This is a genomic window from Bacillus vallismortis, from assembly GCF_004116955.1.
GTDB classification, from domain to species: domain Bacteria; phylum Bacillota; class Bacilli; order Bacillales; family Bacillaceae; genus Bacillus; species Bacillus vallismortis.
In genome coordinates, this window is record NZ_CP026362.1 from 2,911,514 (window position 1) to 2,935,227 (window position 23,714).

The 23,714-nt window shown below is 43.1% G+C and carries 24 protein-coding genes; 10 read left to right on the forward strand and 14 right to left on the reverse strand.

Going from position 1 to position 23,714, the window contains the following annotated elements:
* Positions 1-68: 68 nt before the first annotated feature.
* Positions 69-806 (forward strand): sulfite exporter TauE/SafE family protein, encoded by a 738-nt coding sequence (locus BV11031_RS15365; RefSeq protein ID WP_010331137.1) that lies wholly within the window; start codon positions 69-71, stop codon positions 804-806.
* A gap of 35 nt (positions 807-841) precedes the next feature.
* Here the strand turns inward: BV11031_RS15365 and BV11031_RS15370 are convergent, their stop codons facing one another.
* The 3 genes from BV11031_RS15370 to BV11031_RS15380 all read right to left on the reverse strand — a co-directional run bounded on the left by BV11031_RS15370 (position 842) and on the right by BV11031_RS15380 (position 3,288).
* Complete coding sequence (locus tag BV11031_RS15370) at positions 842-2,050, reverse strand: Bcr/CflA family efflux MFS transporter (protein WP_010331138.1); 1,209 nt, start codon at positions 2,048-2,050, stop codon at positions 842-844.
* Positions 2,051-2,242: 192 nt separating this feature from the next.
* Entirely contained in the window at positions 2,243-2,566 is a 324-nt protein-coding gene (locus BV11031_RS15375) for an AzlD domain-containing protein (RefSeq protein ID WP_010331140.1), read from the reverse strand.
* Positions 2,563-3,288, reverse strand: a complete 726-nt coding sequence (locus BV11031_RS15380) for an AzlC family ABC transporter permease (RefSeq protein ID WP_010331141.1) — start codon at positions 3,286-3,288, stop codon at positions 2,563-2,565. The genes BV11031_RS15375 and BV11031_RS15380 overlap by 4 nt, the downstream gene beginning before the upstream one ends.
* A 119-nt stretch (positions 3,289-3,407) precedes the next feature.
* Here BV11031_RS15380 and BV11031_RS15385 point away from each other — a divergent pair, with 119 nt between their 5' ends.
* The 3 genes from BV11031_RS15385 (at position 3,408) to BV11031_RS15395 (ending at position 5,186) form a co-directional block, all read left to right on the forward strand.
* A complete protein-coding gene (locus tag BV11031_RS15385; protein WP_010331142.1) occupies positions 3,408-3,965 on the forward strand; it encodes a helix-turn-helix domain-containing protein in 558 nt (185 codons plus the stop codon).
* Between the two features lie 81 nt (positions 3,966-4,046).
* Positions 4,047-4,541 carry a MarR family transcriptional regulator gene (locus tag BV11031_RS15390; RefSeq protein ID WP_082246413.1) on the forward strand — a complete coding sequence of 165 codons (495 nt, stop codon included), beginning with the start codon at positions 4,047-4,049 and terminating at the stop codon, positions 4,539-4,541.
* Between the two features lie 15 nt (positions 4,542-4,556).
* Positions 4,557-5,186 (forward strand): nitroreductase family protein, encoded by a 630-nt coding sequence (locus BV11031_RS15395; RefSeq protein ID WP_010331144.1) that lies wholly within the window; start codon positions 4,557-4,559, stop codon positions 5,184-5,186.
* A gap of 39 nt (positions 5,187-5,225) precedes the next feature.
* Here BV11031_RS15395 and BV11031_RS15400 read toward each other — a convergent pair whose 3' ends face one another.
* Both BV11031_RS15400 and BV11031_RS15405 read right to left on the reverse strand, forming a co-directional pair.
* A complete protein-coding gene (locus BV11031_RS15400; protein ID WP_010331145.1) occupies positions 5,226-7,883 on the reverse strand; it encodes an MMPL family transporter in 2,658 nt (885 codons plus the stop codon).
* A complete protein-coding gene (locus BV11031_RS15405; protein WP_026014573.1) occupies positions 7,880-8,338 on the reverse strand; it encodes a MarR family transcriptional regulator in 459 nt (152 codons plus the stop codon). Before BV11031_RS15405 ends, BV11031_RS15400 begins: the two co-directional genes overlap by 4 nt.
* 166 nt (positions 8,339-8,504) lie before the next feature.
* On the opposite strand from BV11031_RS15405, the gene dinB reads away from it, so the two are divergent.
* From dinB to abc-f, 3 genes are all read left to right on the forward strand, one after another.
* A complete protein-coding gene (dinB, locus tag BV11031_RS15410; protein WP_010331147.1) occupies positions 8,505-9,023 on the forward strand; it encodes a damage-inducible protein DinB in 519 nt (172 codons plus the stop codon).
* A 149-nt stretch (positions 9,024-9,172) separates the two neighbouring features.
* A complete protein-coding gene (locus tag BV11031_RS15415; protein WP_010331148.1) occupies positions 9,173-10,549 on the forward strand; it encodes an amino acid permease in 1,377 nt (458 codons plus the stop codon).
* A gap of 328 nt (positions 10,550-10,877) precedes the next feature.
* Complete coding sequence (gene abc-f / locus BV11031_RS15420) at positions 10,878-12,512, forward strand: ribosomal protection-like ABC-F family protein (protein WP_010331149.1); 1,635 nt, start codon at positions 10,878-10,880, stop codon at positions 12,510-12,512.
* A gap of 39 nt (positions 12,513-12,551) precedes the next feature.
* Here the strand turns inward: abc-f and BV11031_RS15425 are convergent, their stop codons facing one another.
* The 6 genes from BV11031_RS15425 to BV11031_RS15450 all read right to left on the reverse strand — a co-directional run bounded on the left by BV11031_RS15425 (position 12,552) and on the right by BV11031_RS15450 (position 17,322).
* Positions 12,552-13,118 carry a TetR/AcrR family transcriptional regulator gene (locus tag BV11031_RS15425; RefSeq protein ID WP_010331150.1) on the reverse strand — a complete coding sequence of 189 codons (567 nt, stop codon included), beginning with the start codon at positions 13,116-13,118 and terminating at the stop codon, positions 12,552-12,554.
* A 15-nt stretch (positions 13,119-13,133) separates the two neighbouring features.
* Positions 13,134-14,318: an MFS transporter gene (locus BV11031_RS15430; RefSeq protein ID WP_010331151.1), complete on the reverse strand. Its 1,185-nt coding sequence runs from the start codon at positions 14,316-14,318 to the stop codon at positions 13,134-13,136.
* 365 nt (positions 14,319-14,683) lie between these two features.
* A complete protein-coding gene (locus BV11031_RS15435) occupies positions 14,684-15,022 on the reverse strand; it encodes a thioredoxin family protein (RefSeq protein ID WP_010331152.1) in 339 nt (112 codons plus the stop codon).
* Positions 15,023-15,210: 188 nt separating this feature from the next.
* Positions 15,211-15,600 (reverse strand): DoxX family protein, encoded by a 390-nt coding sequence (locus BV11031_RS15440; protein ID WP_010331153.1) that lies wholly within the window; start codon positions 15,598-15,600, stop codon positions 15,211-15,213.
* Positions 15,601-15,737: 137 nt separating this feature from the next.
* A complete protein-coding gene (locus tag BV11031_RS15445) occupies positions 15,738-16,676 on the reverse strand; it encodes a ring-cleaving dioxygenase (RefSeq protein ID WP_010331154.1) in 939 nt (312 codons plus the stop codon).
* Between the two features lie 25 nt (positions 16,677-16,701).
* Positions 16,702-17,322 (reverse strand): nitroreductase family protein, encoded by a 621-nt coding sequence (locus BV11031_RS15450; protein ID WP_010331155.1) that lies wholly within the window; start codon positions 17,320-17,322, stop codon positions 16,702-16,704.
* A 406-nt stretch (positions 17,323-17,728) separates the two neighbouring features.
* Between BV11031_RS15450 and mneP the strand changes: the two genes are divergently transcribed.
* The 3 genes from mneP (at position 17,729) to BV11031_RS15465 (ending at position 20,590) form a co-directional block, all read left to right on the forward strand.
* Complete coding sequence (gene mneP, locus BV11031_RS15455) at positions 17,729-18,622, forward strand: manganese transporter MneP (RefSeq protein WP_010331157.1); 894 nt, start codon at positions 17,729-17,731, stop codon at positions 18,620-18,622.
* A 374-nt stretch (positions 18,623-18,996) separates the two neighbouring features.
* Entirely contained in the window at positions 18,997-19,818 is an 822-nt protein-coding gene (locus BV11031_RS15460) for a MerR family transcriptional regulator (RefSeq protein ID WP_010331158.1), read from the forward strand.
* Positions 19,819-19,900: 82 nt separating this feature from the next.
* Complete coding sequence (locus BV11031_RS15465) at positions 19,901-20,590, forward strand: DUF554 domain-containing protein (protein ID WP_010331159.1); 690 nt, start codon at positions 19,901-19,903, stop codon at positions 20,588-20,590.
* Between the two features lie 55 nt (positions 20,591-20,645).
* Here the strand turns inward: BV11031_RS15465 and BV11031_RS23275 are convergent, their stop codons facing one another.
* The 3 genes from BV11031_RS23275 to BV11031_RS15475 form a co-directional block, all read right to left on the reverse strand.
* Entirely contained in the window at positions 20,646-21,062 is a 417-nt protein-coding gene (locus tag BV11031_RS23275) for an HAD hydrolase-like protein (protein ID WP_338136035.1), read from the reverse strand.
* A gap of 141 nt (positions 21,063-21,203) precedes the next feature.
* Positions 21,204-21,335: a hypothetical protein gene (locus tag BV11031_RS23280; RefSeq protein WP_010331163.1), complete on the reverse strand. Its 132-nt coding sequence runs from the start codon at positions 21,333-21,335 to the stop codon at positions 21,204-21,206.
* A gap of 115 nt (positions 21,336-21,450) precedes the next feature.
* Entirely contained in the window at positions 21,451-23,622 is a 2,172-nt protein-coding gene (locus BV11031_RS15475; RefSeq protein ID WP_010331164.1) for an MMPL family transporter, read from the reverse strand.
* Between the last annotated feature and the right edge of the window lie 92 nt (positions 23,623-23,714).

Below are 23,714 nucleotides of genomic sequence, written 5' to 3' on the forward strand. Positions count from 1 at the left end.
TGAGCCGCCATACCTCCGCCAAAACAGCGCACTCTTACATTCTTAGACCTTTTCAATGGAGGAAAAATATGCTCATTATTCTAGTTATGTTTCTTTTGGGAATTATTTTAGGCTTTATTGGTGCCGGAGGAGCAGGCTTTGTCATTGCACTTTTAACTCTTCTTTTCCATATCCCGATTCATACGGCTCTTGGCACTTCTCTCGCCGGCATGGCTTTTACCAGCTTATCAGGGGCGTACAGCCATTATTGTGAAGGCAACATTCAGATGAAAATCGGCTTAACAGTCGGATGCTTTGCTGCGGTTGGCTCATTTTTCGGCGCCAAGCTGACATCCTTTATTCCGTCTGATTTGCTACACTACTTGACGGCTGGGATGTTGTTTTTATCAGCGATTCTCATTTTAATCAGATTGTTTCTTTTAAAAGAGAAGGCTCAAATGAATCAGAGCCACCTTTCAACGTATACGAGAGCGGTCATTTTAGGCATTGTTTCCGGCGTTCTTTCCGGCACTTTCGGCATTGGGTCGGCGCCTTTTATTCAAATCGGTTTAATGATCATGCTGAACCTGTCCATCCGCCATTCTGTCGGAACGACGATGCTTGTGATCATTCCTCTCGCTGTAGGTGGAGGAATCGGATACATCACAGAAGGTTATGTCGATTATATACTGCTGATGAAAGTCTTAGTCGGCACGATGTGCGGTGCCTATGTAGGCGCGAAATTCACCAACCTTATGCCAAAGGTGGTTCTGAAATCGGCCATCTTCTTGACTCCTGCGATTGCGGGCCTGCTGTTATTATTCTAACTAAAACAAAAAACCTGACGCCATGTCAGGTTTTTTTATGAGCTGTGCTCCGCTCGCTCCTTCGTTAGTCCAAAAAACGCCAGCGAACCGATGACCGCTGTCACAAACATGATCGCTCCCATTGGAATGGCAGTCGTTTCATTAATGCCGACAAGCGGGGAAACGATCGATCCGAGGAGAAGCGGAAGCATGCCAAGCAGCGCACTTGCGCTTCCGGCTCGTTGCCCCTGCTTCTCCATAGCCAGCGTAAACGTGCTGGTCAGAACCATGCCAATTGTAATCATGTAAATAAAAATGGATATGACTAATGTGGCGAGAGGGCCGTGAATAATGGTCATAGCTAAAAGCACAGCCGTCGCAATCATAGCGGTAATGACAGCTATGCGAAGCAGGCTTTTTTCATGGATGATTCCGCCAAAGCGCCCGATGATAAAGCTGCCCGATATAATCGCCAGGCCGTTAATGCCGAACAGAATACTAAACACCTGCGGCGACACTCCATAAATATCCTGGTATACAAAAGGCGTACCGGACACATATGCAAAGCTTCCCCCGTGAACAAATCCGACCGTTAACGCGTACCCCATAAAGGACCGATCCTTCAGCAGGCTGCCCATCGTTTTAACAGATGTTCCGATTGAGCTTGGAATCCGTTTTTCCGGCGGCAGCGTTTCTTTTAATCGAAACGCAATCAACAGGACAAGTAAAAACCCGATGATTGTTAACACGTGAAAAATCGTATGCCACGTTGCAAATGGCAAAAGCAAAATGGCGCCGCCTGTCATTGGCGCAACCATTGGCGCAACAGCTGTAATAACCATTAACAGCGAGAAAAATTTAGAAAGCTCTCTTCCAGTAAACACATCGCGGACGATGGCGCGAGACAGCACAAGTCCCGCGGAAGCGGTGAACCCTTGTAAAAAGCGCGCAGTCACTAGTGTTGTAATGTTGGGCGACAGCGCACAAAACAGAGAAGATAACGCAAATAAAAAAATACAGATTAATAGCGGCTTTCGTCTTCCCTGCGCGTCACTGACCGGCCCGACGATCAGCTGGCCGATGGTAAGGCCGACCAGACAGGCTGTTAAACTTAACTGTACAAGTGAAGCACTTGCTGATAAATCATCCGCGATTTCAGGAAAACTCGGCAAATACATATCTATATTAAGCGGGCCCAATATAGCAAGCATGCCGAGCAGCAACGCCAATGCCAAGCGTTCTTTTCCAGTAGGATTTTGCAGCATGTTATCAAACCTTCCCTTCAACCTAGTCCCTTATGTCAAATCCATGTCAACCCCAACGATGGATTGAAGCTGTGAAACATTTGTATATTGTATCATAACTTTCAAGCTGTGAAAGCCGCTTAAAGCTTGAACGAAAGACACAAAAAAATCAGGGTCTTCTGCCCTGATCAAGTAAGTGCCGATCCTCTTGTTTTATGCCCATAACCGCAAACCCGCCATAAGAAGTACACCGCTGATCACAGTAATGGATAAGCTTTTCGTTTTCATCGCAATCAAGAGGGTCGGGATCAAGATGGCGGCTGCAGGCCAATTCAATTGCACAGTACCATTAGACTGAATCATACAATCCTTTACGACCAGCGCTGTCAATATACACACCGGCACATAGGAAAGCCATTTGAGCACGGGCTCCGGCAAAGTGATATTCCGTACAACTAAAAAAGGAATGATACGGGGAATCATCGTCACCAGCGCACAGCCGATAATCACCATCAAGACGTATGTATTGATACTCATTTATCCGTCACCACCCCGATTGTCGCTACGATGGCCGTTGATATGATGACAGCAAGATGAGACGGCATAAAGAAAGAAAACACAACCATGGCGATCACCATATAGATCATGAGAGAGACATAATGTTTGAGCTTCGCCGGCACAACATGCTCCAATTGAAGAATCAGCAGCGCTAAAAACATGGCCGTCACCGCGAAATCAAGTCCGAATGATTCCGGGTCGGTTATCCATTTGCCAAAAACAGCACCCGCCAGACAAGACAGCACCCAGCACGCATATGCTGTAAGGTTTAAGCCGAACATCCAGCGATCGTTAATCGGCTCGTTTTTGACAATCTTATTGGAAGCCACACCAAACGACTCATCTGTCACCATCATGCCGATCCCTACATTTTTCGCCAGTGAATACTTTGAAAAATGAGGAGCGAGCGCAGCACTTAATAGAAAATTCCGCAAATTCACGATAAACGTCGTCAAAATAATGGCGGACATCGGGCTGTTTACCGCCAACAACGCACACATAATAAACTGGGCGCCGCCCGCAAAAACCAATCCCGACATAAGCACAATTTCCATCACGCTCAAATGCGATGCAATTCCCACGATTCCGAGTGCCAATCCTACACTGATGTAACCGATCAGCGTCGGGATACAATCTTGAAGCCCCTTCAGAAATGTCGGCTCGTCAGTTTGTGCATGAGCCATTTCTTTCTCAGATATCATTCTGGTCCCCTCCTCGTCTAACATATTATACACTTGTATGTTATAGCTGACAATAGAATGTAATAACAGATTTCCATATGTTATAATGAAAACGAATATGGACGTAAGGAGATACATGTATGGATGATATCCAAGCCATTATCGCAATGAATCTGGTCAAACTTAGAAAAAACAGAAAACTGACTCTTGATCAAGTTTCTGAATTAACGGGTGTCAGCAAAGCGATGCTCGGACAAATCGAAAAAGGGAAATCAACCCCGACTGTCACCACGCTATGGAAGATCGCAAACGGGCTTCAAGTATCCTTTTCTATATTTCTGAAAGAAGACAAACCGAAAGTGAAAAAAATCAATCTGAAGGATATTGAACCTGTTACAGATAATGAAGAAAACTACAGTGTCTACCCTTTTTTTCCCTACAATCCTGAAACAAAGTTTGAAATTTACGTTGTTGATCTGAAACCTGGATGTATACATGAAGCAAAAACACATTTAGGAGAAGAATATCTACTCATTAAAGAAGGTGAATTAACGGTTAAACTGCAAGACCAGGAGCACATGCTCGCTTCAGGAGATGCCCTGCAATTTACAGGATCAACCCCGCACAGCTACATCAATTCTTCTGAAAAAACGGCCAGCTTTTTTCTGCTGATGTTTTATCCTGAGCCGCAAGAATGACCAAAACCTCCCTTCATAAACGAGGGAGATTTTTCAAATGTGCAAATGGCTTGCAAGTTGGAATCAATCATTGTATATTAATTGACGTGTCAATCATTGATATATCAATTAATAGATTTGACAAGAAAGAAGGGATGGGTTTTGGCGTCATTTTGTTCAGAGGAAGCCGAGATTTTATATCAGCTGCAAGGCGTGAACAAGGTGATTGGCGTGAAGTTCGAGGCATGCACGGGCATCAGCCAATCTCGTTTGGAATTGCTGACATTGCTTTATCATGCAGATGAGATCAGTCAAAGCGACCTTCAAAAGAAAGTAAATATAGATAGTGCAGCCGTCACTAGACACCTGAAACAGCTGGAAGCCAAAGGCATGGTCTCAAGACGGCGCAAGCCTGAGGACAATCGCATCACCCTTGTTCAGTTAACAGCCCAAGGAAGAGAGCGGATCGAGTCTTCTAAGAAAGAAAAGGAGCGTTTCATGAAGGAAATGCTCGCAAATGTAAGTGCTGACGAGCGCCGCCTGCTTATTGGTGTGCTGGCGCGTATGCGTAACAACATAGACAATATCGAAGCTTAAGAGGAGTGTATCAACATGATCAAAACAAACGATTTTATGGAGATTATGAAAGGCCGCCGTTCTATTCGCAACTATGATCCAACGGTGACAATCAGCAAAGAAGAGATGAAAGAAATCTTAGAGGAAGCAACAACTGCGCCATCTTCTGTTAACGCGCAGCCATGGCGTTTTCTCGTCATCGACAGCCCGGAAGGAAAAGAAAAGCTCGCACCGCTTGCAAGCTTTAACCAAACACAAGTCACAACATCATCTGCCGTCATCGCTGTATTTGCAGACATGAACAATGCAGACTACTTAGAAGAAATTTATTCAAAAGCGGTGGAACTCGGTTACATGCCGCAAGAGGTCAAAGATAGACAAATCGCCGCGCTGACCGCTCATTTTGAAAAGCTTCCCGCGCAGGTAAACCGCGAAACCATCCTGATTGACGGAGGGCTCGTTTCGATGCAACTGATGCTGACTGCACGCGCGCACGGCTATGATACAAACCCGATCGGAGGATACGATAAAGAAAACATCGCGGAAACGTTCGGATTAGATAAAGAACGGTATGTACCGGTCATGCTTCTTTCTATCGGAAAAGCAGCGGACGAAGGCTATGCTTCCTACCGTCTCCCAATTGATACAATTGCAGAATGGAAGTAAAACAAAGAGCCCAGACTCATTTCTGGGCTCTTTTCTCTATTATTCTTTGATTTTCTTCCTTCTAAACGGCCACCAGTTGCCTTCTCCAAAGGTCACGATGATTGCCGGCATAAAGAGCGGAAGAATGACAAGGCCGTAAAGCAGCAGCCCGATAATGATGACACTCGCCACCTGCATCAGCGTATTGACGCCCGAGGGCATCATCGCCGCGAACGTGCCGGCCAATATAATGGCCGCTGTAATAATGACGGACCCCATTTTGCTCATTGACTTGATGACACCTTGCTCTATGCCAAGGTGCACCTCCTCCTTAAAGCGGTCAAGCAAGAAGATCGAATAATCCACGCCTAACGCGATCAAGATGACAAAGCTGAAGAACGGTACTGCCCAGCTGACGCCGGCATTTCCCAGGCCGTTCACAAAAATTAATTCTGTTATGGATATCGACGTATAGTACGTCAACAGCAATGACGCGATCATATAAATCGGCATGATCATCGAGCGGAACAAAATGGTTAACACAATAAACAAGCCTATAATCATGATCACCATTGTTCTGGAGAAGTCCGCTGTGGACAGTTCTTTTAAGTCCGCATTCACACTTGTGACTCCGCCGTATACGATCTGGGCATCCTCCAGAGGAGTGCCGTCGACTTCGTTTGCTACGGCTTTTTTGATTTGATTGATTGTTGTAATGGCCTGTTCTGAATAAGGATTAGAGTCCAGGACGACGCTTAATTTCACGCCTTTGCCATCCGCAAAGGAATATTGGTCAATTGACTTCTTAAAGCCTTTATCCTTCATGACTTGATCAGGAATGAATATGCCTGTATCTCTTACGCTTGAGCTTTTGCCCATGTTCTCTAACATATCACTGGAAGCTGACATGCCGTCAGAGATTTTCGTCAGGCCGTCATTTGCACTCTTCACGCCTCCGGCCAGCTTCTTCAGGCTTTCTGTCAGCGTTCCGGCTTGTGCCTGCTGGCCTGAGAGCTGCTGGTCCGCTTGTTCAAGGCCAGTTTGAATCTGTCCAAGCTGTCCACTGATTGCCGTAAGCTGCTGCACGGTCTGTGCGGTATTGCCGGTTTGGGAAATCTGTTTGCTCACAAGCTGCAGCTGCTGATTGATTTTGCCCAATCCGTCTGCCGCATCGCCTAGTGAACCGCCGGAGCTGCTATCTGAGGCAGAGCCGGTTTGCCCAGCCATTTGATTCAATCCATTTTCTATATCCGTTAAACCGCTCTGGACATCGGTGATTCCTTTTGCCGTCTTATCCAGCCCGTCTGAAACTGAGTTTAGCTGTTTATCAATATATAAATCTTTGATTGTATCACCGGTCGGCTGTGTAATGGTCATGACAGAGTCAACATGATCGACTTTCTCAATCGCTTTGCTGACATTTCCAAGGTAAGGGATTGTATCAGCTGTCGTGAGTTCTTTGTCTCCTTTCACGATAACATTGATCGGGAACGCTTTCCCTTCACCGAATCCATCTTTGATGGCCTCAAGAGCTTTTACTGATTGATAATCGCTGCTGATTTCCGCAGTCGAATCGAATGAAATCTGGTCATCATAGGCCAAGATGAACGGAAGCGTGATGATCACCGTGATGACAATAAACAGAAACGGACGCACAACCGAATGTCTGCCAAGAAACGCCCATAATTTATTGTCACTGTGCGACAGCACTTTTTTAGAAGGCCAGAATAACTTTTCTCCCAGTGTCACCATAAATAATGGCAGTAATGTGTAGAGGATGATCATTAAAATTCCGACACCGACTGCGACTCCTACTGCGGATTGGAAAATCGCAAATTTCGCAAAACCTAAGGCAGAAAACCCGATTAATACAGCAAAACCGCTGATAAATAAGGTTTTTCCTCCTGTACGGTAAGCGATAAGGGCCGCTTCTTTTTTGTCATATCCATTTGCCAATTCTTCACGGAATCGGGTCAGAAGCAGAATGCAGTAATCTGTTCCGATACCGAACAGGATGGCGACTAGGAAAGTTTGTGTAAACGTCGAGATAGGAAAATCGACATTGTACACGAGAATGCCCAGAATGGATTGACTGATGAGATAAGAGAACCCGACAACCACAATCGGGATAAAAGGCGTCACAACAGAGCGGAACACGATCAGCAATAAACCGATGATCAAACAGACTGTGATCACTTCCGTTTTCTTAAGCCCTTCCTCTGAGCTGTGAGCGAAATCCTGATTGATAAGAGAAGCTCCTGTTATATATGCGGTTACATCATCAGGAACGACTTTATACATGTCATCGGCGATTTTTTCCGCCTTTTTATCAGAACCTGTAATCGTGACAGGAACGAGGACGGTTTTCTTGTCTTTCGAGATCAATTGGTCTTTGACTTCTTTTTCCGCCGTCAAAGGAGACGTTACACCTTCTACCCCGTCAATTTTTTTGATTTTATCAATCATTGTACGGAGCTGATCCTCTGTGTCTTTTTTCAAGGCGTGGTCTAATGTCAAGACCATACTGATCGAATTATTGTCTTCTCCCGCTTGTTTTAAAATGGCATTCGCTTTTTCTGAAACAGCATCAGCGGGAAGCTGTGCCTGCCCCTTTTGATTGGCAAGCTCCGTGACGTTCGGAGAAAACAAACTCAGTATCACGGTTAGTGCTAATATAACGGCTGCAATAGCCCACTTGAATTTGATGATTGCTCTCATTCGGCAGGATCTCCTCCTTTAAATTTGCTTTTTAGAATGGTGAATATCTCTATGATAGAGTTTAAGTGTTCCTCATCTATATCGTCGATTAGCTCTTTAAGAGCATTAAAAATAGCTGAATCTAATTCATCCAGTATGTCTTCACCGCTGGCTGTGATGTTGATAAGCTTAGAGCGCTTATCACGATTTGCCGGACAGTCATCCCATTCAACCAATCCTTTTTCAAGCAGTTTTTTCAATCTGTTCGAAATCGCGCTCTTATGTACATTTTGATACATAGCCAGACTGCCGGGAGAGGTTGGTCCTTTGACTTTTAAAATTTTTAACAGGTCCGCCTGTTCTCTGGAGATATGCTTGAAGACATCCTGATTGATTTCACGATGCACAAACTCTGTCCCCTCGAGTAATACTTCCACAAACAGGTTTATCGCCTGACATAGCTTTTGTTCATTCAACATCTTCCCCTCCTCCAATTAGTTTACCCCTCTAAACTATATGATCAATGTCAATTAGTTTATTCCTCTAAACTATGTCTGTCAACCTATTTTATTTATGAAAACTCCACAAAGAACTCCTGTTCGTTATACAATGGAGGTATAAACCCGAAAGGAGAAAACCGACATGTCAGATTTCTCACTGCATTTTTATGAATATAACGTATGGGCCAATCAGCAAATATTCAATCGGTTAAAAGAGCTTCCAAAAGAGGTCTATCGCCAAGACATTCAAAGTGTGTTTCCGTCTATATCCCATGTCTTATCTCATGTTTACCTCTCTGATCTCGGCTGGATTGAAGTATTTTCCGGCAAAAGCATGAACGATGCTCTGGCATTAGCTGAACAGCTTAAGGACCAGACAGAGGCAAAAGAAATAGAGGAGATGGAAGCCCTGTTTTTGAAGTTATCCGAGCGCTACACCTTATGTTTACAGCAAAACGAACAGATCGATAAACCTCTCCAGATTCAAAACCCCTCAGGCGGAATCATGCCAACGACTGTTGCTGAGCTGGTTCCCCACGTAGTCAATCACGGGACATACCACCGCGGAAATATCACAGCAATGCTGCATCAGGCAGGATACGCATCTGCTCCCACAGATTATGGGCTCTACCTGTATATGAAAAAAGCAGAAATGGCATAAAAGACTTTTTTCAAATGGATTTTTCAAAAAACATTAAAATTTCTTTACCATTTACCTTTATAGTAAAAAAGATAGAAATTTTAGTGTTATAATAATCATTAAAAACGTATTGCTGGCTCAAAACAATTTTCAATGGAGGAACATACAAAGTGACAGACGATATGACGAAAAACAATATAAATCAGCAAAACTTACAGAGGGGCCTGAAAAACAGGCACATCCAGCTCATCGCCATCGGCGGGGCGATTGGGACGGGGTTATTTCTCGGCTCAGGAAAATCGATTCATTTTGCCGGCCCTTCGATTTTATTCGCCTACTTGATCACAGGGATCATTTGTTTTTTAATTATGAGATCTCTCGGTGAACTGCTGTTATCGAATTTGAACTATCACTCTTTTGTTGATTTTGTACAAGACTATCTAGGCGATATGGCAGCCTTTATCACCGGCTGGACATACTGGTTCTGCTGGATTTCCATCGCGATGGCTGATTTGACAGCCGTCGGGCTTTACACTCAATATTGGCTCCCCGGTGTCCCGCAATGGGTGCCCGGCTTAATCGCTCTGATTGTTTTATTGATTATGAATCTGGCAACCGTCAAGCTTTTTGGAGAATTAGAATTTTGGTTTGCGTTAATTAAAGTCATTGCCATTTTGGCGCTGATCGCTATTGGTCTTGTGATGATCTTCAAAGGGTTTCCCACTAGCTCAGGGGCCTCCAGTTTCACAAATCTATGGAGCCACGGAGGGATGTTCCCGAATGGAATGCACGGGTTTATCCTCTCGTTCCAGATGGTTGTGTTTGCCTTTGTCGGCATTGAGCTGGTCGGACTTACAGCTGGTGAAACAGAGAACCCTGAAAAAGTCATTCCTAAGGCGATTAACAATATCCCAATCCGGGTGTTGCTTTTCTATATCGGAGCTCTTCTTGTGATTATGAGCATCTATCCTTGGAATGTCATCAATCCGAGCGAAAGCCCGTTCGTACAAGTATTTGTCGCGGTTGGCATCGTCGCGGCAGCAAGTATTATCAACTTTGTTGTTTTGACATCCGCTGCTTCTGCATGCAACAGCGCTGTGTTCAGTACAAGCCGCATGATGTATTCCCTGGCGAAAGATAGCAACGCGCCGGAATCAATGGCGAAACTGACTCCGCGCAAAGTACCTAGAAATGCGTTGTTCTTTTCAGGTATCGTGATTTTAATCGGTGTCACGCTAAACTACATCATGCCAGAAGGCGTATTCACCTTGATCACAAGCATTTCAACCGTCTGCTTTATCTATATTTGGGGCATTACGGTCATCTGCCATATGAAATACCGAAAAACAAGACCTGAATTAGCGAAAACAAACAAGTTTAAACTTCCGCTTTACCCGTTCGCAAATTACCTGATTCTTGCGTTCCTGGCGTTTATCATTGTTGTTTTAGCATTAGCTCAAGACACTCGGGTTTCCTTATTTGTTACGCCGGTTTGGTTTATTTTGCTGATTGTAATTTATAAAGTGCGAAAAGCAAAACTTCAATAAGACTCGCGTCTCCTGCCTCAAATATGAGAGCAGGAGTTTTTTTGATGAAAAATATACCAAATGACCTTCGCTTTCGCATGTGAAGTTATGCTATAGTGTGTGTAACAAACAAGAAGGGATGATGGGTGGACAATGATTAACTAATCTTATTTTTACGTTTGAAATCAATATTTCAAATCAGAAAAAATAGGATTAGTCTGCCCATTTTCTATATATACGCCATGGCTATTGGTGAACAACAGCTTATTTGATCATGCAACGGCGCGGCTAATCCTTCCAACACATTCGGGAGGATTTTTTGATTCTCCCTTTAAAGCGAGGGATATGAATGAAAGAGATCGTAACATTAACAAATGTCAGCTATGAAGTGATGAACCTCACTGTTTTTAAAAACGTAAATGCCAGTGTCCAGCAAGGAGATATCATTGGGATGATCGGCAAAAATGGCGCCGGGAAATCAACATTGCTGCACCTCATTCACAATGGCTTAGCCCCTTCACAGGGACAGATCCGAAGATTTCGGCAGGATTTAAAAATGACGCTGGTAGAACAGGAAACCATGTCGTATTCCTTTGCGGACCAGACGCCCGCCGAAAAGAAATTACTGAATAAATGGCGTGTGCCCGTCCGTGATTTCCAACAGTTAAGCGGCGGCGAAAAACTGAAAGCGCGGCTGGCAAAAGGACTATCAGAGGATGCAGACCTTTTACTGTTAGATGAACCGACGAACCACCTTGATGAAGAAAGCTTGCAATTCCTCATTCAACAGCTGAAAAGTTATAGAGGCACTGTGATTCTTGTTTCTCACGATCGTTATTTTTTAGACGAAACCGCAACAAAAATATGGTCGCTCGAAGCTCAAACCTTGATTGAATTCAAAGGAAATTACTCTGGGTATATGAAGCACCGGGAAAAGCAAAGGCTCGCCCAGCAGCGTGAATATGAGAAGCAGCAAAAAATGGTTGAACGGATTGAAGCCCAAATGAATGAGCTTGGTTCATGGTCGGAAAAAGCACACGCTCAATCGACGAAAAAGGAAGGGTTTAAAGAATATCACCGTGTAAAAGCGAAGCGTACGGATGCCCAAATGAAATCCAAGCGCAAGCGGCTTGAACAAGAGCTGGAAAAAGCAAAGGCGGAACCCGTTGAGCCGGAATATACTGTCCGTTTTTCAATGGATACAACCAAAAAAACAGGAAAACGCTTTTTGGAAGTTCAGCATGTAACGAAGGCTTTTGGCGAAAGAATCCTATTTAAAAACGCACACTTTACAATTCAGCACGGCGAAAAAGTTGCAATCATAGGCCCCAATGGCAGCGGAAAAACAACATTACTGAAAATCATTCTGGGAAAGGAAACGGCTGAGGGACATGTATGGGTGTCGCCGTCTGCAAATATCGGCTATCTAACGCAGGAGGTGTTTGACTTGCCTTTAGAACAAACACCGGAAGAGTTATTTGATCATGAAACATACGAAGCAAGAGGACATGTTCAAAATCTGATGAAGCACTTAGGTTTTACAAGTCCCCAATGGGCGGAGCCGATCAAGCATATGAGTATGGGCGAACGTGTAAAGGTCAAACTGATGGCTTATATTCTCGAGGAAAAAGACGTGCTGATTTTAGATGAGCCGACAAATCATCTCGACCTGCCCTCACGCGAACAGCTTGAAGAGACACTGTCACACTACAGCGGCACATTGCTGGCGGTGTCACATGACCGCTACTTTCTCGAAAAAACAACAAACTGTAAACTCGTCATCTCGGACGATGGCATCGAAAAGCAGTTACATGGCGCTCCTTCAGAAAGAAATGAGCGGGAGGAGCTTCGTTTAAAGCTTGAGACAGAAAGACAAGAAGTGCTGGGAAAGCTCAGTTTGATGACGCCGAATGATAAAGGATACAAGGAGCTTGATCAGGCTTTCAATGAGATGACAAAACGAATGAAAGAGCTGGATCAATAGCGGTAAGGGATACCAAGGGCTGTTCACCCTTGGTATTTTTCAAGATTTTGCCTTCAGCCCTTGCCAAAAAATTTCGAAGGAAATCTCTAAAGATCGCTCAAATGATTGTTTATTCTCGTATACCAGCTGAATGTTCAGCCCGTCAAAAAGAGTGATAAAGGCAATCGCACACTTCTCGGGCGGACAGGTGATGCCCGATTCTTTAAAAACAAGGGCAATTCGGCTTTTCAAAGCATGCAGAAACAGCAGGTACTGGGCTGAAATAAAATCACTTACTTCAGCAGGAGCCTTAAACGACATCGCCTGCAAAAAGGCTACATTGGGCATAGCATGAAAGCGCACCTGGGTTTCTTTTAAAAAATCATATACTAGATTTTTGGCTGGCATATCCTTTCGGGATTCAAAAAAATCATTGATAAACCCTACTTCTTCTTCAACAATCTCCGGATATACTTCCATCAACAGATCCTTTTTTGATGAAAAATGGTAGGACAGAGATTGTTTCCGGATTCCCAATTCTTTGGCAATATGCGCCATTTTAACTCCCTCATACCCAAGCTGATTAAATTGGCGAACGGCTTCGCGTTTTATATGTTCTCGGGTCACTGTTCTGCCCTCCCCCTAATGTTTTATTTCTTTTCTCTTGGAACAGATAAATAAAATATATAATAAAAGAAACAGCAGGTACACCAAAATGGAAGCGATATAAAGTGCCTGATAAGAATAGACCGTTGCCACAACACCCAGTAATAAAGAGCCTCCGCCAATTCCCATATCAAAAAAATTAAAGAATGTCCCCATGGCATCCTCATGTTCATGCTCTTCAACAAGGTTGATACACCATGTTTGGATAGCCGGAAATATGGACCCAAATCCAAACCCGTAACATATTGCCGCAGCAAAAAACATGCCATCGGTTTGGGCAAGATACAGAATTGACAGCCCTGCTAAAGAGAAAATCGAAGCGGGGATAAGGATAGCGGCCGCTCCGAATCTGTCAAACGTTTTCCCAGAGATAAGACGTATAAAAAAACTGGCTGCCGCAATCAGAAAGAAAAACATTCCGACACTTCGGAAACCCTTTTCTATCGCATAGAGTGAAAAGAAGGACATGATTGCAGATGCAGCAATTCCGACTAACAATATGAGAAACGAAGGAAACAGCACACGTCTTTCTAACACCTTGACCTTTACCATTCCCTTTTCAGCGGTGTCTTTTCCTTCAGGCCGCCTCCGAACGAGTACAGCCATTAACACAGCCAGTAAAAGAACAGACATCCCGCCTAAAAAAAGTCTCTGAAAATCATAAAGCTCCAGTGCCGCTATACCAATCATCGGCCCAACCGAAACCGCAATCGTTTCGCCTACTCCAAAATATCCAATCCCCTCACCCCGGCGCTCCTTCGGAATAATTTCCGCGGCGATCGTTGCAAAATAAGTAGTTGCTAACCCAAAACCGGCTCCATGTATTAAACGAATGAGCAATAGGACGCCTACGTCTGATGCAAGATAATAGGCACCAGTTGAGCAGGCACTGATCACAATCCCACATATAAGTAAATATTTTTTGTTAAATCGTTTAGCCAAAACCCCTGCAAAAGGACGTATGGCAATGGCAGATATCATAAAAATACCTGTAACCAATCCAACTTGCTTTGCCCCACCCCCGATAGCCGTAACAAACAAAGGCAATGTCGGCAATAACATTTCAAACACCATAAATAAAAATGCATTTGAAAGTGTGACAAAAATAAATGATATGGACCATATTTTTGCAGTATGTATTTTTTCCGCATGTAAATCCATCAGCTTCTTCTCCTTTTCTTTTGATCTATCACACTCACTTTATCTGACTATGGTCAGATTGTAAACTGTTAATTTATAAAAACATTTGGTAATCACTTGATTATTACATTCATAAACTGACATTAGTCAGATTGAAGTTCATATTGAAAATAAGTTTATTAGTCGTTACAGGCGAGGAGATCTATAGAATGCTGACAATTCCAATAATCATTACATCAAAAAGACTGGCTGCCATCAGGATATCTTTCCGTTGTCAAACATCAAAACGATGTCCAACTTTAAGCAAGGGGACGGCCTGGTGTTATGCCATTTTCAAGAAAACAACCCCCCCTAAAAGGGGGCTTGTCATTGGATAAGCGTAAACTTTATTCTTCTTCATATAACTGATAAACCCTTTTCAGCCTTTCTTCGAGCTGTTCAAAATGAACGAAACGGGCTTCTCTCAGGAACTCAGTCCCATCAACGAACAAAAGAAGCACAGGGACGGTGAAGACTGAAAATCTGCCGGCAACCTCTTCTACTTCGTCAGCATTGATATGCCCCAATGCGATCTTCGGAAACTGATCCAATAATAGTCTGAGTTGCGGCAGAACAGCGTGGCATACTGTACAGCCGGGTCTTGATATATAGATAAAACTGAATTGATGCTGTTTAATGAAATGTTCTACAGCAGCTAATGAACGTAATTCTTTCATCTCTTTCATCAATGGACTCCTTTAAATGGGTCTGTCTTTCATGACTATACTCAGCGATCCGTATCATTCACTATACACATTTACAGCTAGTCTATCCGCTTTTTTGCTTTGCCGTGTACCCGCAAATTAAACTTGAAAAACCCAAAACAAAAGAACAGTTACCGGTTATCAGTAACTGTTCTTAAATACTTTGAATATTAAAAATGCAGCGCGTAAGCCCCTGAACCGATAAGCGCAACCCCGATGGAGACTGCAATCAGCACCACGTTATATTCAAAACCGCCGGCACCGTTCGCAAATCCTTTCGCTCCATGGACTTTTACGATGGCACCTAACATCACGATCGTGATGATAGCAGCTCCAAGCGGGAGGAATACACCTAAAATAAATAGAATTCCGCTTACGAATTCCCCAAGACCTGTTAAAGCGGCCGCGGCGTTACCTGGTTTCACTCCAATTGACTCGAACCACTGGCCGGTCCCTTTAATCCCGTATCCGCCAAACCAGCCGAATAATTTTTGTGATCCATAAAACAGAAATACCACACCAATCATAATACGAATAAGCAACAGTCCTGCATCTTCCATTTTTATCTCTCCTTGTTTTTGATGTCACATGCTGTGCTGACAGGTAGCAAGTCTTGTTATTTTACCGCCAGCAGTTCCAGCAATCATTTATTAAGTATATGTGTCTTCTTTTCTTCAGGCTTCCGCATTTATTACAATCAATCTAATTCTCTCACTTCAAACGGCAGCAGCCCTTGTTCAATTTGTGTGCGATGCGGTTCATACTGCGCAGGCAGCATCAATTTTCCGCCCATTGTTTCAGGTGATTCATCATGTGCAAAGCCTGGCGGATCCGTTGCGATTTCAAACAGGATTTCTCCATGTTCTCTAAAGTAAATCGCATTAAAATAGTTTCTATCCCGGACAGGAGTCACACCGTATCCGTGAGAAGCAATATATCTGTGCCAATCTAATTGATCTTCGTCATCTCTAGCACGCCAAGCGATATGATGCACCGTTCCGGCTCCCAATTGCCCGCGGCCAATTGGCGTTACTTTAAGGTCAATCACATTTCCGATATCCCCGGCAGATCGATAACGAACGAAGTCTCCTTCCTTGCCGACCCGATCCAGCCCCATGATGTTTTCTAATAGTTCAGCGGTTTTGTCAGGCTGCGCTGATAACAGGGTTGCACCGCCAAAGCCTTTAATGGCAACATCAGGTGTTACATCTCCGAACGTCCACGTATTGGCTTCTCCCTCTTCTCTTTCCACAATCTCTAAATGAAGGCCGTGCGGATCATCAAATTCTATATATTGTTCTCCAAAACGCTCGATTTTGGTGTAGGAAACGTTGAACTTTTTAAGTCTCTTTTCCCAAAAAGCCATAGCTCCCTTCGGCACCACATAAGAAGTTACGCCAACTTGACCGTCTCCAATGATGCCTTGGCGGGCTCCCGCCCACGGAAAGAAGGTGATGATGGTTCCCGGCTTCCCGCCTTCATTTCCAAAATAAAGATGGTACGTACCTGGATCATCAAAATTGACCGTTTGCTTAACCAATCGAAGCCCCAGAACGCCTGCGTAAAAATCTGTGTTCTCTTGAGGGTGTCCGACAATTGCTGTAATATGATGGATTCCCATCGTTTTTTTCGCCATTTTTATCCGCTCCTTTACACGTTATTTAGATGTACTCAACAAACTCATTCACAGGCTTCCTGTAGCCGCGCGGTCTTCTGCTCTCTGTTTTTTCTTTTCCAATTGTAATCATCATGACAACCTCAAATTGGTCATCTATATTTAAAATCTGTTTCACGGCTTCAGTATCAAACCCAATCATAGGACAGGTATCCCAGCCTTTTTCCTTAGCAGTCAGCATAAACATCATCGCGGAAAGCGAAGCATTCCTTATCGCTTCATCTCTCTTAAATGGTTCTCCCCTGTTTTCATAAAATGAAACAGTGTCTTGAACCATGTGATCATACTCTTGTTTATTTAATACCCCAAGCACTTTTAACCCTTCATAGATGTCCGCCGCCTGCTGATATGCCCGCTTATCCCCTAATACCAAAAGAACCGCAGATGAGCTAAATACTTTATATTGTCCGTTTGCGGCCTGCTTCAACTTTTCTTTTACATTCGGATCCAGAACCGTCACATATTTTGTGTGCTGGAAATTAAAAGCTGATGGAGCCAACGCAACCAATTCAAACATCTCGTTAAGTTCATCTTTTGTGATGGGACGATCTGGAAGGAAGTTGCTTGCAGATCGTCTTTCATTTACTAACTGTTTAAATTCAGCCATTTATTACGCTCCTATTATCTCGAATTCGAGATATTATATTATAAAAAATTCATTCATTGTGATTCAAAAGAACCAACAATCTTTGAGATTGCTTTTCTATGTTCAGCAACATTTATCTTGAATTAAAATATCTTGAATATGAGATAATAATAAAATATATATCTTTTAATGTCAATAGGTGTTAAAAAATCAGGTGAGATTTTTCACTCTTTGTCTGCTGTGTGTTCTTTTAGCCTTGCGCCAACTTTTTTTCTGCCGCCTTATTTATTAGTAAACAGGAAACAACGTTGCTATAGACCCACTCGAAATTCAATTGGTATGATAAGCAAAGTGATTTCACAAGAAAGGGTGCGGAGAATGAATAAGAAGCATTCGTATTTTTTGTGCAGTTTTACGGGAGGAAAAAATGGCAAGTGAAAGAGAACAAATAAGCAAAAAAGTTGCTTTGATAGCATTAATAGCCAACCTGATTTTAATGGCCGGAAAGATCTTCTTTGGCCTTATAGGCGATAGTGAAGCCGTTTTTGCAGACGGTATACATTCCGCAGCGGATGTCGTTGCTTCGATTGCTGTCCTGGCAGTGATCGGCATTTCCAACAAACCGCCCGACCAGGACCATCCATTTGGCCATGGGAAAGCTGAAGTCATCAGTGAGGCGATTGTAGGCATCATCTTACTGATCGTATCCGTTTATATTCTAATAGAAGCGGTTCTGTCCTTTGTTGAAGGGCCAAGCGTTCCACAATACAGCGCATTGTTTGCAGCCCTGATTTCGTACGCAGCCAAGCAGATCTTATATCGTTATTCCATCAAGCAGGGGGAAAAATGGAACAGTAAAGCGATTATCGCGATCGCATACGATCATAAAGGCGATATCGTTGCCTCTCTCGCCGCTTTTATCGGTGTTCTATTGGCGATTATCGGAAACACCCGCGGATGGACCTATCTGTTGTACGCCGATGCTATTGCCAGTGCCATCGTGGCTTACCTTATTTTCAAAATTTCAATGGAATTAATCAGGCCGTCTGTTGATATTCTCATGGAGAAAAGCGTTGATCCTAAGCTGATAGCGGAATACAAAGCGGTTATTTTTCAATGTGATCAAGTAAAACGAATCGATAGAATCCGTGCGAGAGAACATGGCCACTATAAATTGCTTGATGTCCGATTATCTTTAGATCATGATTTGACAATTAAGCAGGGGCACGATATTGCCCGCGACATCAGGAATGAAATCAAAAGGCAGTTTCCAGATGTGGAAGAAGTGCTCATCCATGTGAATCCTTATTTTGAGGAATAGAAAAACTCCTTTCATAGAGAAGCTTTCAGATTGTTCAAAGTCATAAAGCGATTTTCGTTTTATGACTTTGTCATCTTTTCAGCGTGATTGAAAACCCTTGAAGTCTAAGTAGGGCAAGCATTGGAGCAGACTTCCGCAGGATGCGGTGACAGGGGCGTTTGACCAGGACACTCTAGCTTTTAGCTGCTGATCTTTTTTCACGTGAGCACCAACGCGCAGGACTGACAACGAATCCGACGGTTTTTCGACACGCTGAAAGCTCCTTTTCATAGAGGAGTTTTCTTCATTGCCTGACGCCGCAAACTTTACTTATAGCCCCCGCCGTACTATATAATGTAAATGTATACAATCCAATGAACAGAAAGGTTGTTAAAATGAAGGAGTTTTTTTCGATTGGAGAAGTTTCAAAGTTATTCAATGTAAAAATCTCTGCGCTCAGGTATTATGATGAAATCGGTCTTTTGAAACCGGAGCATAAAGATGAGCAAACAAACTATAGATATTATTCTACCCAACAGTTTGAGCGGCTGGACACCATCAAGTATTTGAGGGCATTAGGCCTGCCAATCCATAAACTTCTTGATTTTTTTCATTCTCAAAACACAAATACTCTGCTTCATTTACTGAAAAGCCAGCAAACTGAAATTGAACGCAAAAAGAGAGAATTGGAATGCATAGAAAAAAAGATCTCCCGCCGCATCATGCAAATAGAAGATGCTGTTCACACGCCGTTAGGTCACATTACAAAAATACAACTTCCCGCATTGCGTGTGGCTTATTTACAGCATGAATATATTCTCGGCCATGATATCGAGCATTCGTTAGCGGAATTGAGAACCCGCCTGAGTGCCAACAAGGAAATTTTTATAGGCAAGATCGGTTTATCCATTTCAGCAGCAAATGTAAAAGCACATCAGTTCGACAAATATTCCAGCATATTCATGATTCTTGAAGATGAAAATGAAGAAACTTCATCCGAAATCATTTTTCCTTCCAGAGAATATCTGCAAATCCGATTTAAAGGGTCACATCCCGAAGCCGAACCCTATTACAAACAGTTGCTGGCATATATGAACGAGCATCACTATGAAATAGCAGGAGACTCAATTGAAATTACACTCATTGATTATGGAATAACAAATCATCTAGACAATTATGTGACTGAAATCCTGCTGCCCATCAAAATAATTTCATGAATATGTTTTTAACCTCCCTTGACTCTCTACTAACTTGAGGGTTTATTTTTTATGCAGGAATCATTATTGGAGGAGAAAGCTTATGTTTGGAACCATTTTTAACACCGTTATGATTATTGCCGGAAGTGTGATCGGAGGGATATGTAAGAAAGGCATTAAAGACGAGTATCAGGATATCTTGATGCAGGCAATGGGGTTTGCAGCAGTTGCGCTGGGGATCAACGCGATTACACAGCATATGCCTGAAAGTAAATACCCCATTCTTTTTATCGTCAGTTTAGCCATTGGGGGATTGTTTGGCCAAATCATCAACCTTGAATTGCGATTCAACAAGCTGGTGAACAGATTCTCTAAAAGCAATTTAGCTGAAGGCTTATCAACGGCGATCTTATTATTTTGTATCGGTTCGCTCTCCATATTAGGCCCTGTTGAAGCCGCGTTGCATGGAGATTATAAATACCTCCTGACAAACGGAATGTTAGATGGGATTACCTCCATTGTGCTCGCTTCGACTTTTGGTTTTGGAATCGCAGCGTCTGCCATTGTGCTATTTGCCTGGCAGGGCTCCATCTATTTATTTGCTAAAGTAATGGAGAGTGCGCTTAACACAGACCTTATCAACGAAATCACAATTGTAGGAGGCATCCTCATCCTCAGTTCAGGGTTAAGCATTCTGGGCATTAAGAAGTTTAAAACGCTAAACCTGCTGCCGTCCCTGTTGATTCCGCCTATTGTTATTTTCGTGATTCATACATTTGGGCTGCGGTTTTAATGTTCGGAAAGAAAGTCATACTGAAAGGAAGGAGACGCTTGTTGTTCTCTTTCCTTTACGTTTGACGACTGAATAAAAATGAATCTCCTTTTTTCAGCTCAGGCAGCAATGTTTTCAGTTCAATTAAATCATGTATGACAACGTCGGCTTGAGCAAGTTCCTCTTCCTGCGCAAAATCAAAATGACATCCGATTGCCATCAAACCATTGTCTTTAGCCGCCTTTATGTCAGATAGGCGGTCTCCGACAACTGCCGCATGTTGAATGCCGTATTTTTTCAGGATAGCGTTTACTAAATCGCCTTTATTCAGCGAATGTATTTGTTCAATGCTGAACGTTTCAGTCACCCACCTGTCCAACTGATAAAAACTCACAATGGCTTTTAGATAGTCGCTTAATCCATTGCTTGCTATAAAAATTGAAAAATGGTTGTCTTTCAAATACTGAATATCTCTTGAACGTGAGGATATAATGCGCCTTTCCCTTGGTTGATATGAGCTATTAACCTTTCTAAAAAATAAGCATCTATCCTTTCTCTTATTTCATTAGAGTGATGCGGCAACAACGTCTTCCACACTTTAGGCAAAGGAACGCCCATGATCTCCCTGTATTTCTCAATAGGGGTCGCTGTATCCCCATTGGCCAAGTGACCTTAAATAACCGAAAGCATCATCTAATGATAATTCTAAAATTGTATCCGTTTGAAACAACGTTCCATCCATATCGAAAATGAGTGATTGCACCATAAGTGTCTCCTTTTAACTGCCGACTTCTTCTAAATACTACCACAATGGAAAGGCTATAGAATCCTAGGAACTGATTTTTAAGCAAAAAAGCAGATCTTCAAAGATCTGCTTTCTATTACATGATTTGTTTCTTTTGATCCTGGTCAATCTCCGGCTGAATTTCTTTCGTGAGTTGATGCCCTTCTATATCTACATTCGGAATGATCTTGTCCAGCCATTTTGGCAAATACCAAGCTGCATCCCCCATCAGCTTCATGACACTTGGAATGAGTGTCATTCGTACAATAAATGCATCAAAGAGCACACCAAAGGATAGAGCCAATCCGTTTGCTTTAATAGACGCTTCACCAGCAAAGATAAATCCTGCAAAAACGAATATCATGATCAGGCCGGCTGCGGTGACAACAGGACCGCTGTGTTTTAAACCAGCTTGAATCGCTTGGACTGGATTTTTTGTTTTCACATATTCTTCTCGCATTCTGCTTACAAGGAATACTTGATAATCCATGGCTAATCCAAACAGTATCCCAATAGATAAAATCGGCAAGAACGCGAGTATCGGCCCTTTTTCAGGTATTTTCAAAAAGTCGATGAGATTACCGTCTTGTAAAACAAATACACAGGTTCCAAGTGTGGCTGTCATCGTCAATATGAATCCTGCAACAGCAACAAGAGGCACAAGCAACGAACGGAATACGATTGTCAGCAAGACAAACGCAAACCCAACAATGAGTACAGCAAACACCGGTATCGCGTCATTAAGGCGGTCTGAAATATCAATATTCACTGCAGTCGATCCAGTAACGAGCAAATCTACCCCGTTTTTATCTGATAAGCTGCGTACATCCTTTACCAAATCCTTCGTTGCCACATCATTTGGGCCTGTTTTTGGAACTACCGTAATGATGGCAAAGTTCCCTTCTTCATTAGGCCTTGCAGGAGTGACACTTGATACATGGTCTAGCTCCTTTATTTCTTTCACTGCATCTGCGAAGGCTTCCGCCTTATTTTCTGTCACACTTGTGGCATCCGCTACGATTGTTAATTGGCCATTAAATCCTTCGCCAAAACCGTCGGCAAGCAAGTCATAAGCCCGTCGATCTGGATTGTCCTTCGCTTTCATCCCTGCATCAGGCAAGCCCAGCTCCAAATGCATAGATGGGATACTAATAATAAGCAAAATGAGAATGCTGCATACACTTAGCATGATAGGATTTTTTGTGACAAAGCGTCCCCAGACATTTGTGTCAGCGTTTTGTTTTTCTTTTTTCTTGTTTGATTTCGGAACCATCCGTTTTCCCGCTACCGACAAGACGGCAGGCACAAGCGTGATTGAAGCGAGAACAGCCATCAGTACACTAAGCCCTGCTGTCAGCCCCATTGCAGACATAAAAGGAATGTTAACGACCGTCAACCCGCAAAGTGCAACGATCACAGTAAGCCCGGCAAAAACGACAGCACTTCCGGCTGTTCCTGTAGCTCTCGCAATTGATTCATTTTTTTGTGCGCCTTCGCCTAAAAACTGGCGGTGCTTCGTAAAAATAAATAAAGCATAATCTATACCAACAGCAAGGCCAATCATTCCGGCTAATGAAAGGCTGACGGAAGCAATATCGAATACTTGTGTCCCCATCAACACCAGTCCAATACTTACACCTAAACCAATTAGCGCAGTTAAAATCGGCAAACCTGCTATTAATAAGGAGCCGAATGTAATGGCTAAAACGACAAAGGCCAAGATAATGCCGACAATTTCAGATACGCCGCCTATCTCCATCTCGGCTCCTGGTATATCTCCGCTTAGCTCCGTCTGCAAGCCCTCAGCATCAGCTATTTTCAAACTGTTTTTTACATGTTCGATAGAGTAATCTTTTATATCATCTGCTGAAGATTTATACGTAATATCAGCATAGGCAACTGTGCCATCTTTCGCGATTGTTCCTGTCACAAAAGGACTTGCAATCGAGTCTACGGAATCATCTTTATTGATTTCCTTAAACGTATTTTCGATTGCTTGTTTCGCTGGCTTTGCAGTAAGTTCCCCCCCATCTTCCGCTCCGAAAATCACCCGTATGCTTCCTTTATCAGGGCCGTGGGGAAATTCTTTTTGAATCACATCCAGCGCTTTTTCTGAAGGCGTGTCAGGTATGGACATATCCTCGGAAAAACTTGGTTTTAAGGTAATTGCAAGCCCTATCGAAGCAACTAACACAACGATCCACGCGCATATTACTTTAATGCGATGGCGAGCAACCCATCCTCCTAATTTATATAACATTTTTGACATGATAATCTCCTTTCAACACATTGCTTGATCACGTTCTTTCTCATTGTAGTGGACAATGAAATAAAAAAAACGTACATTGGGGCATGTACGTT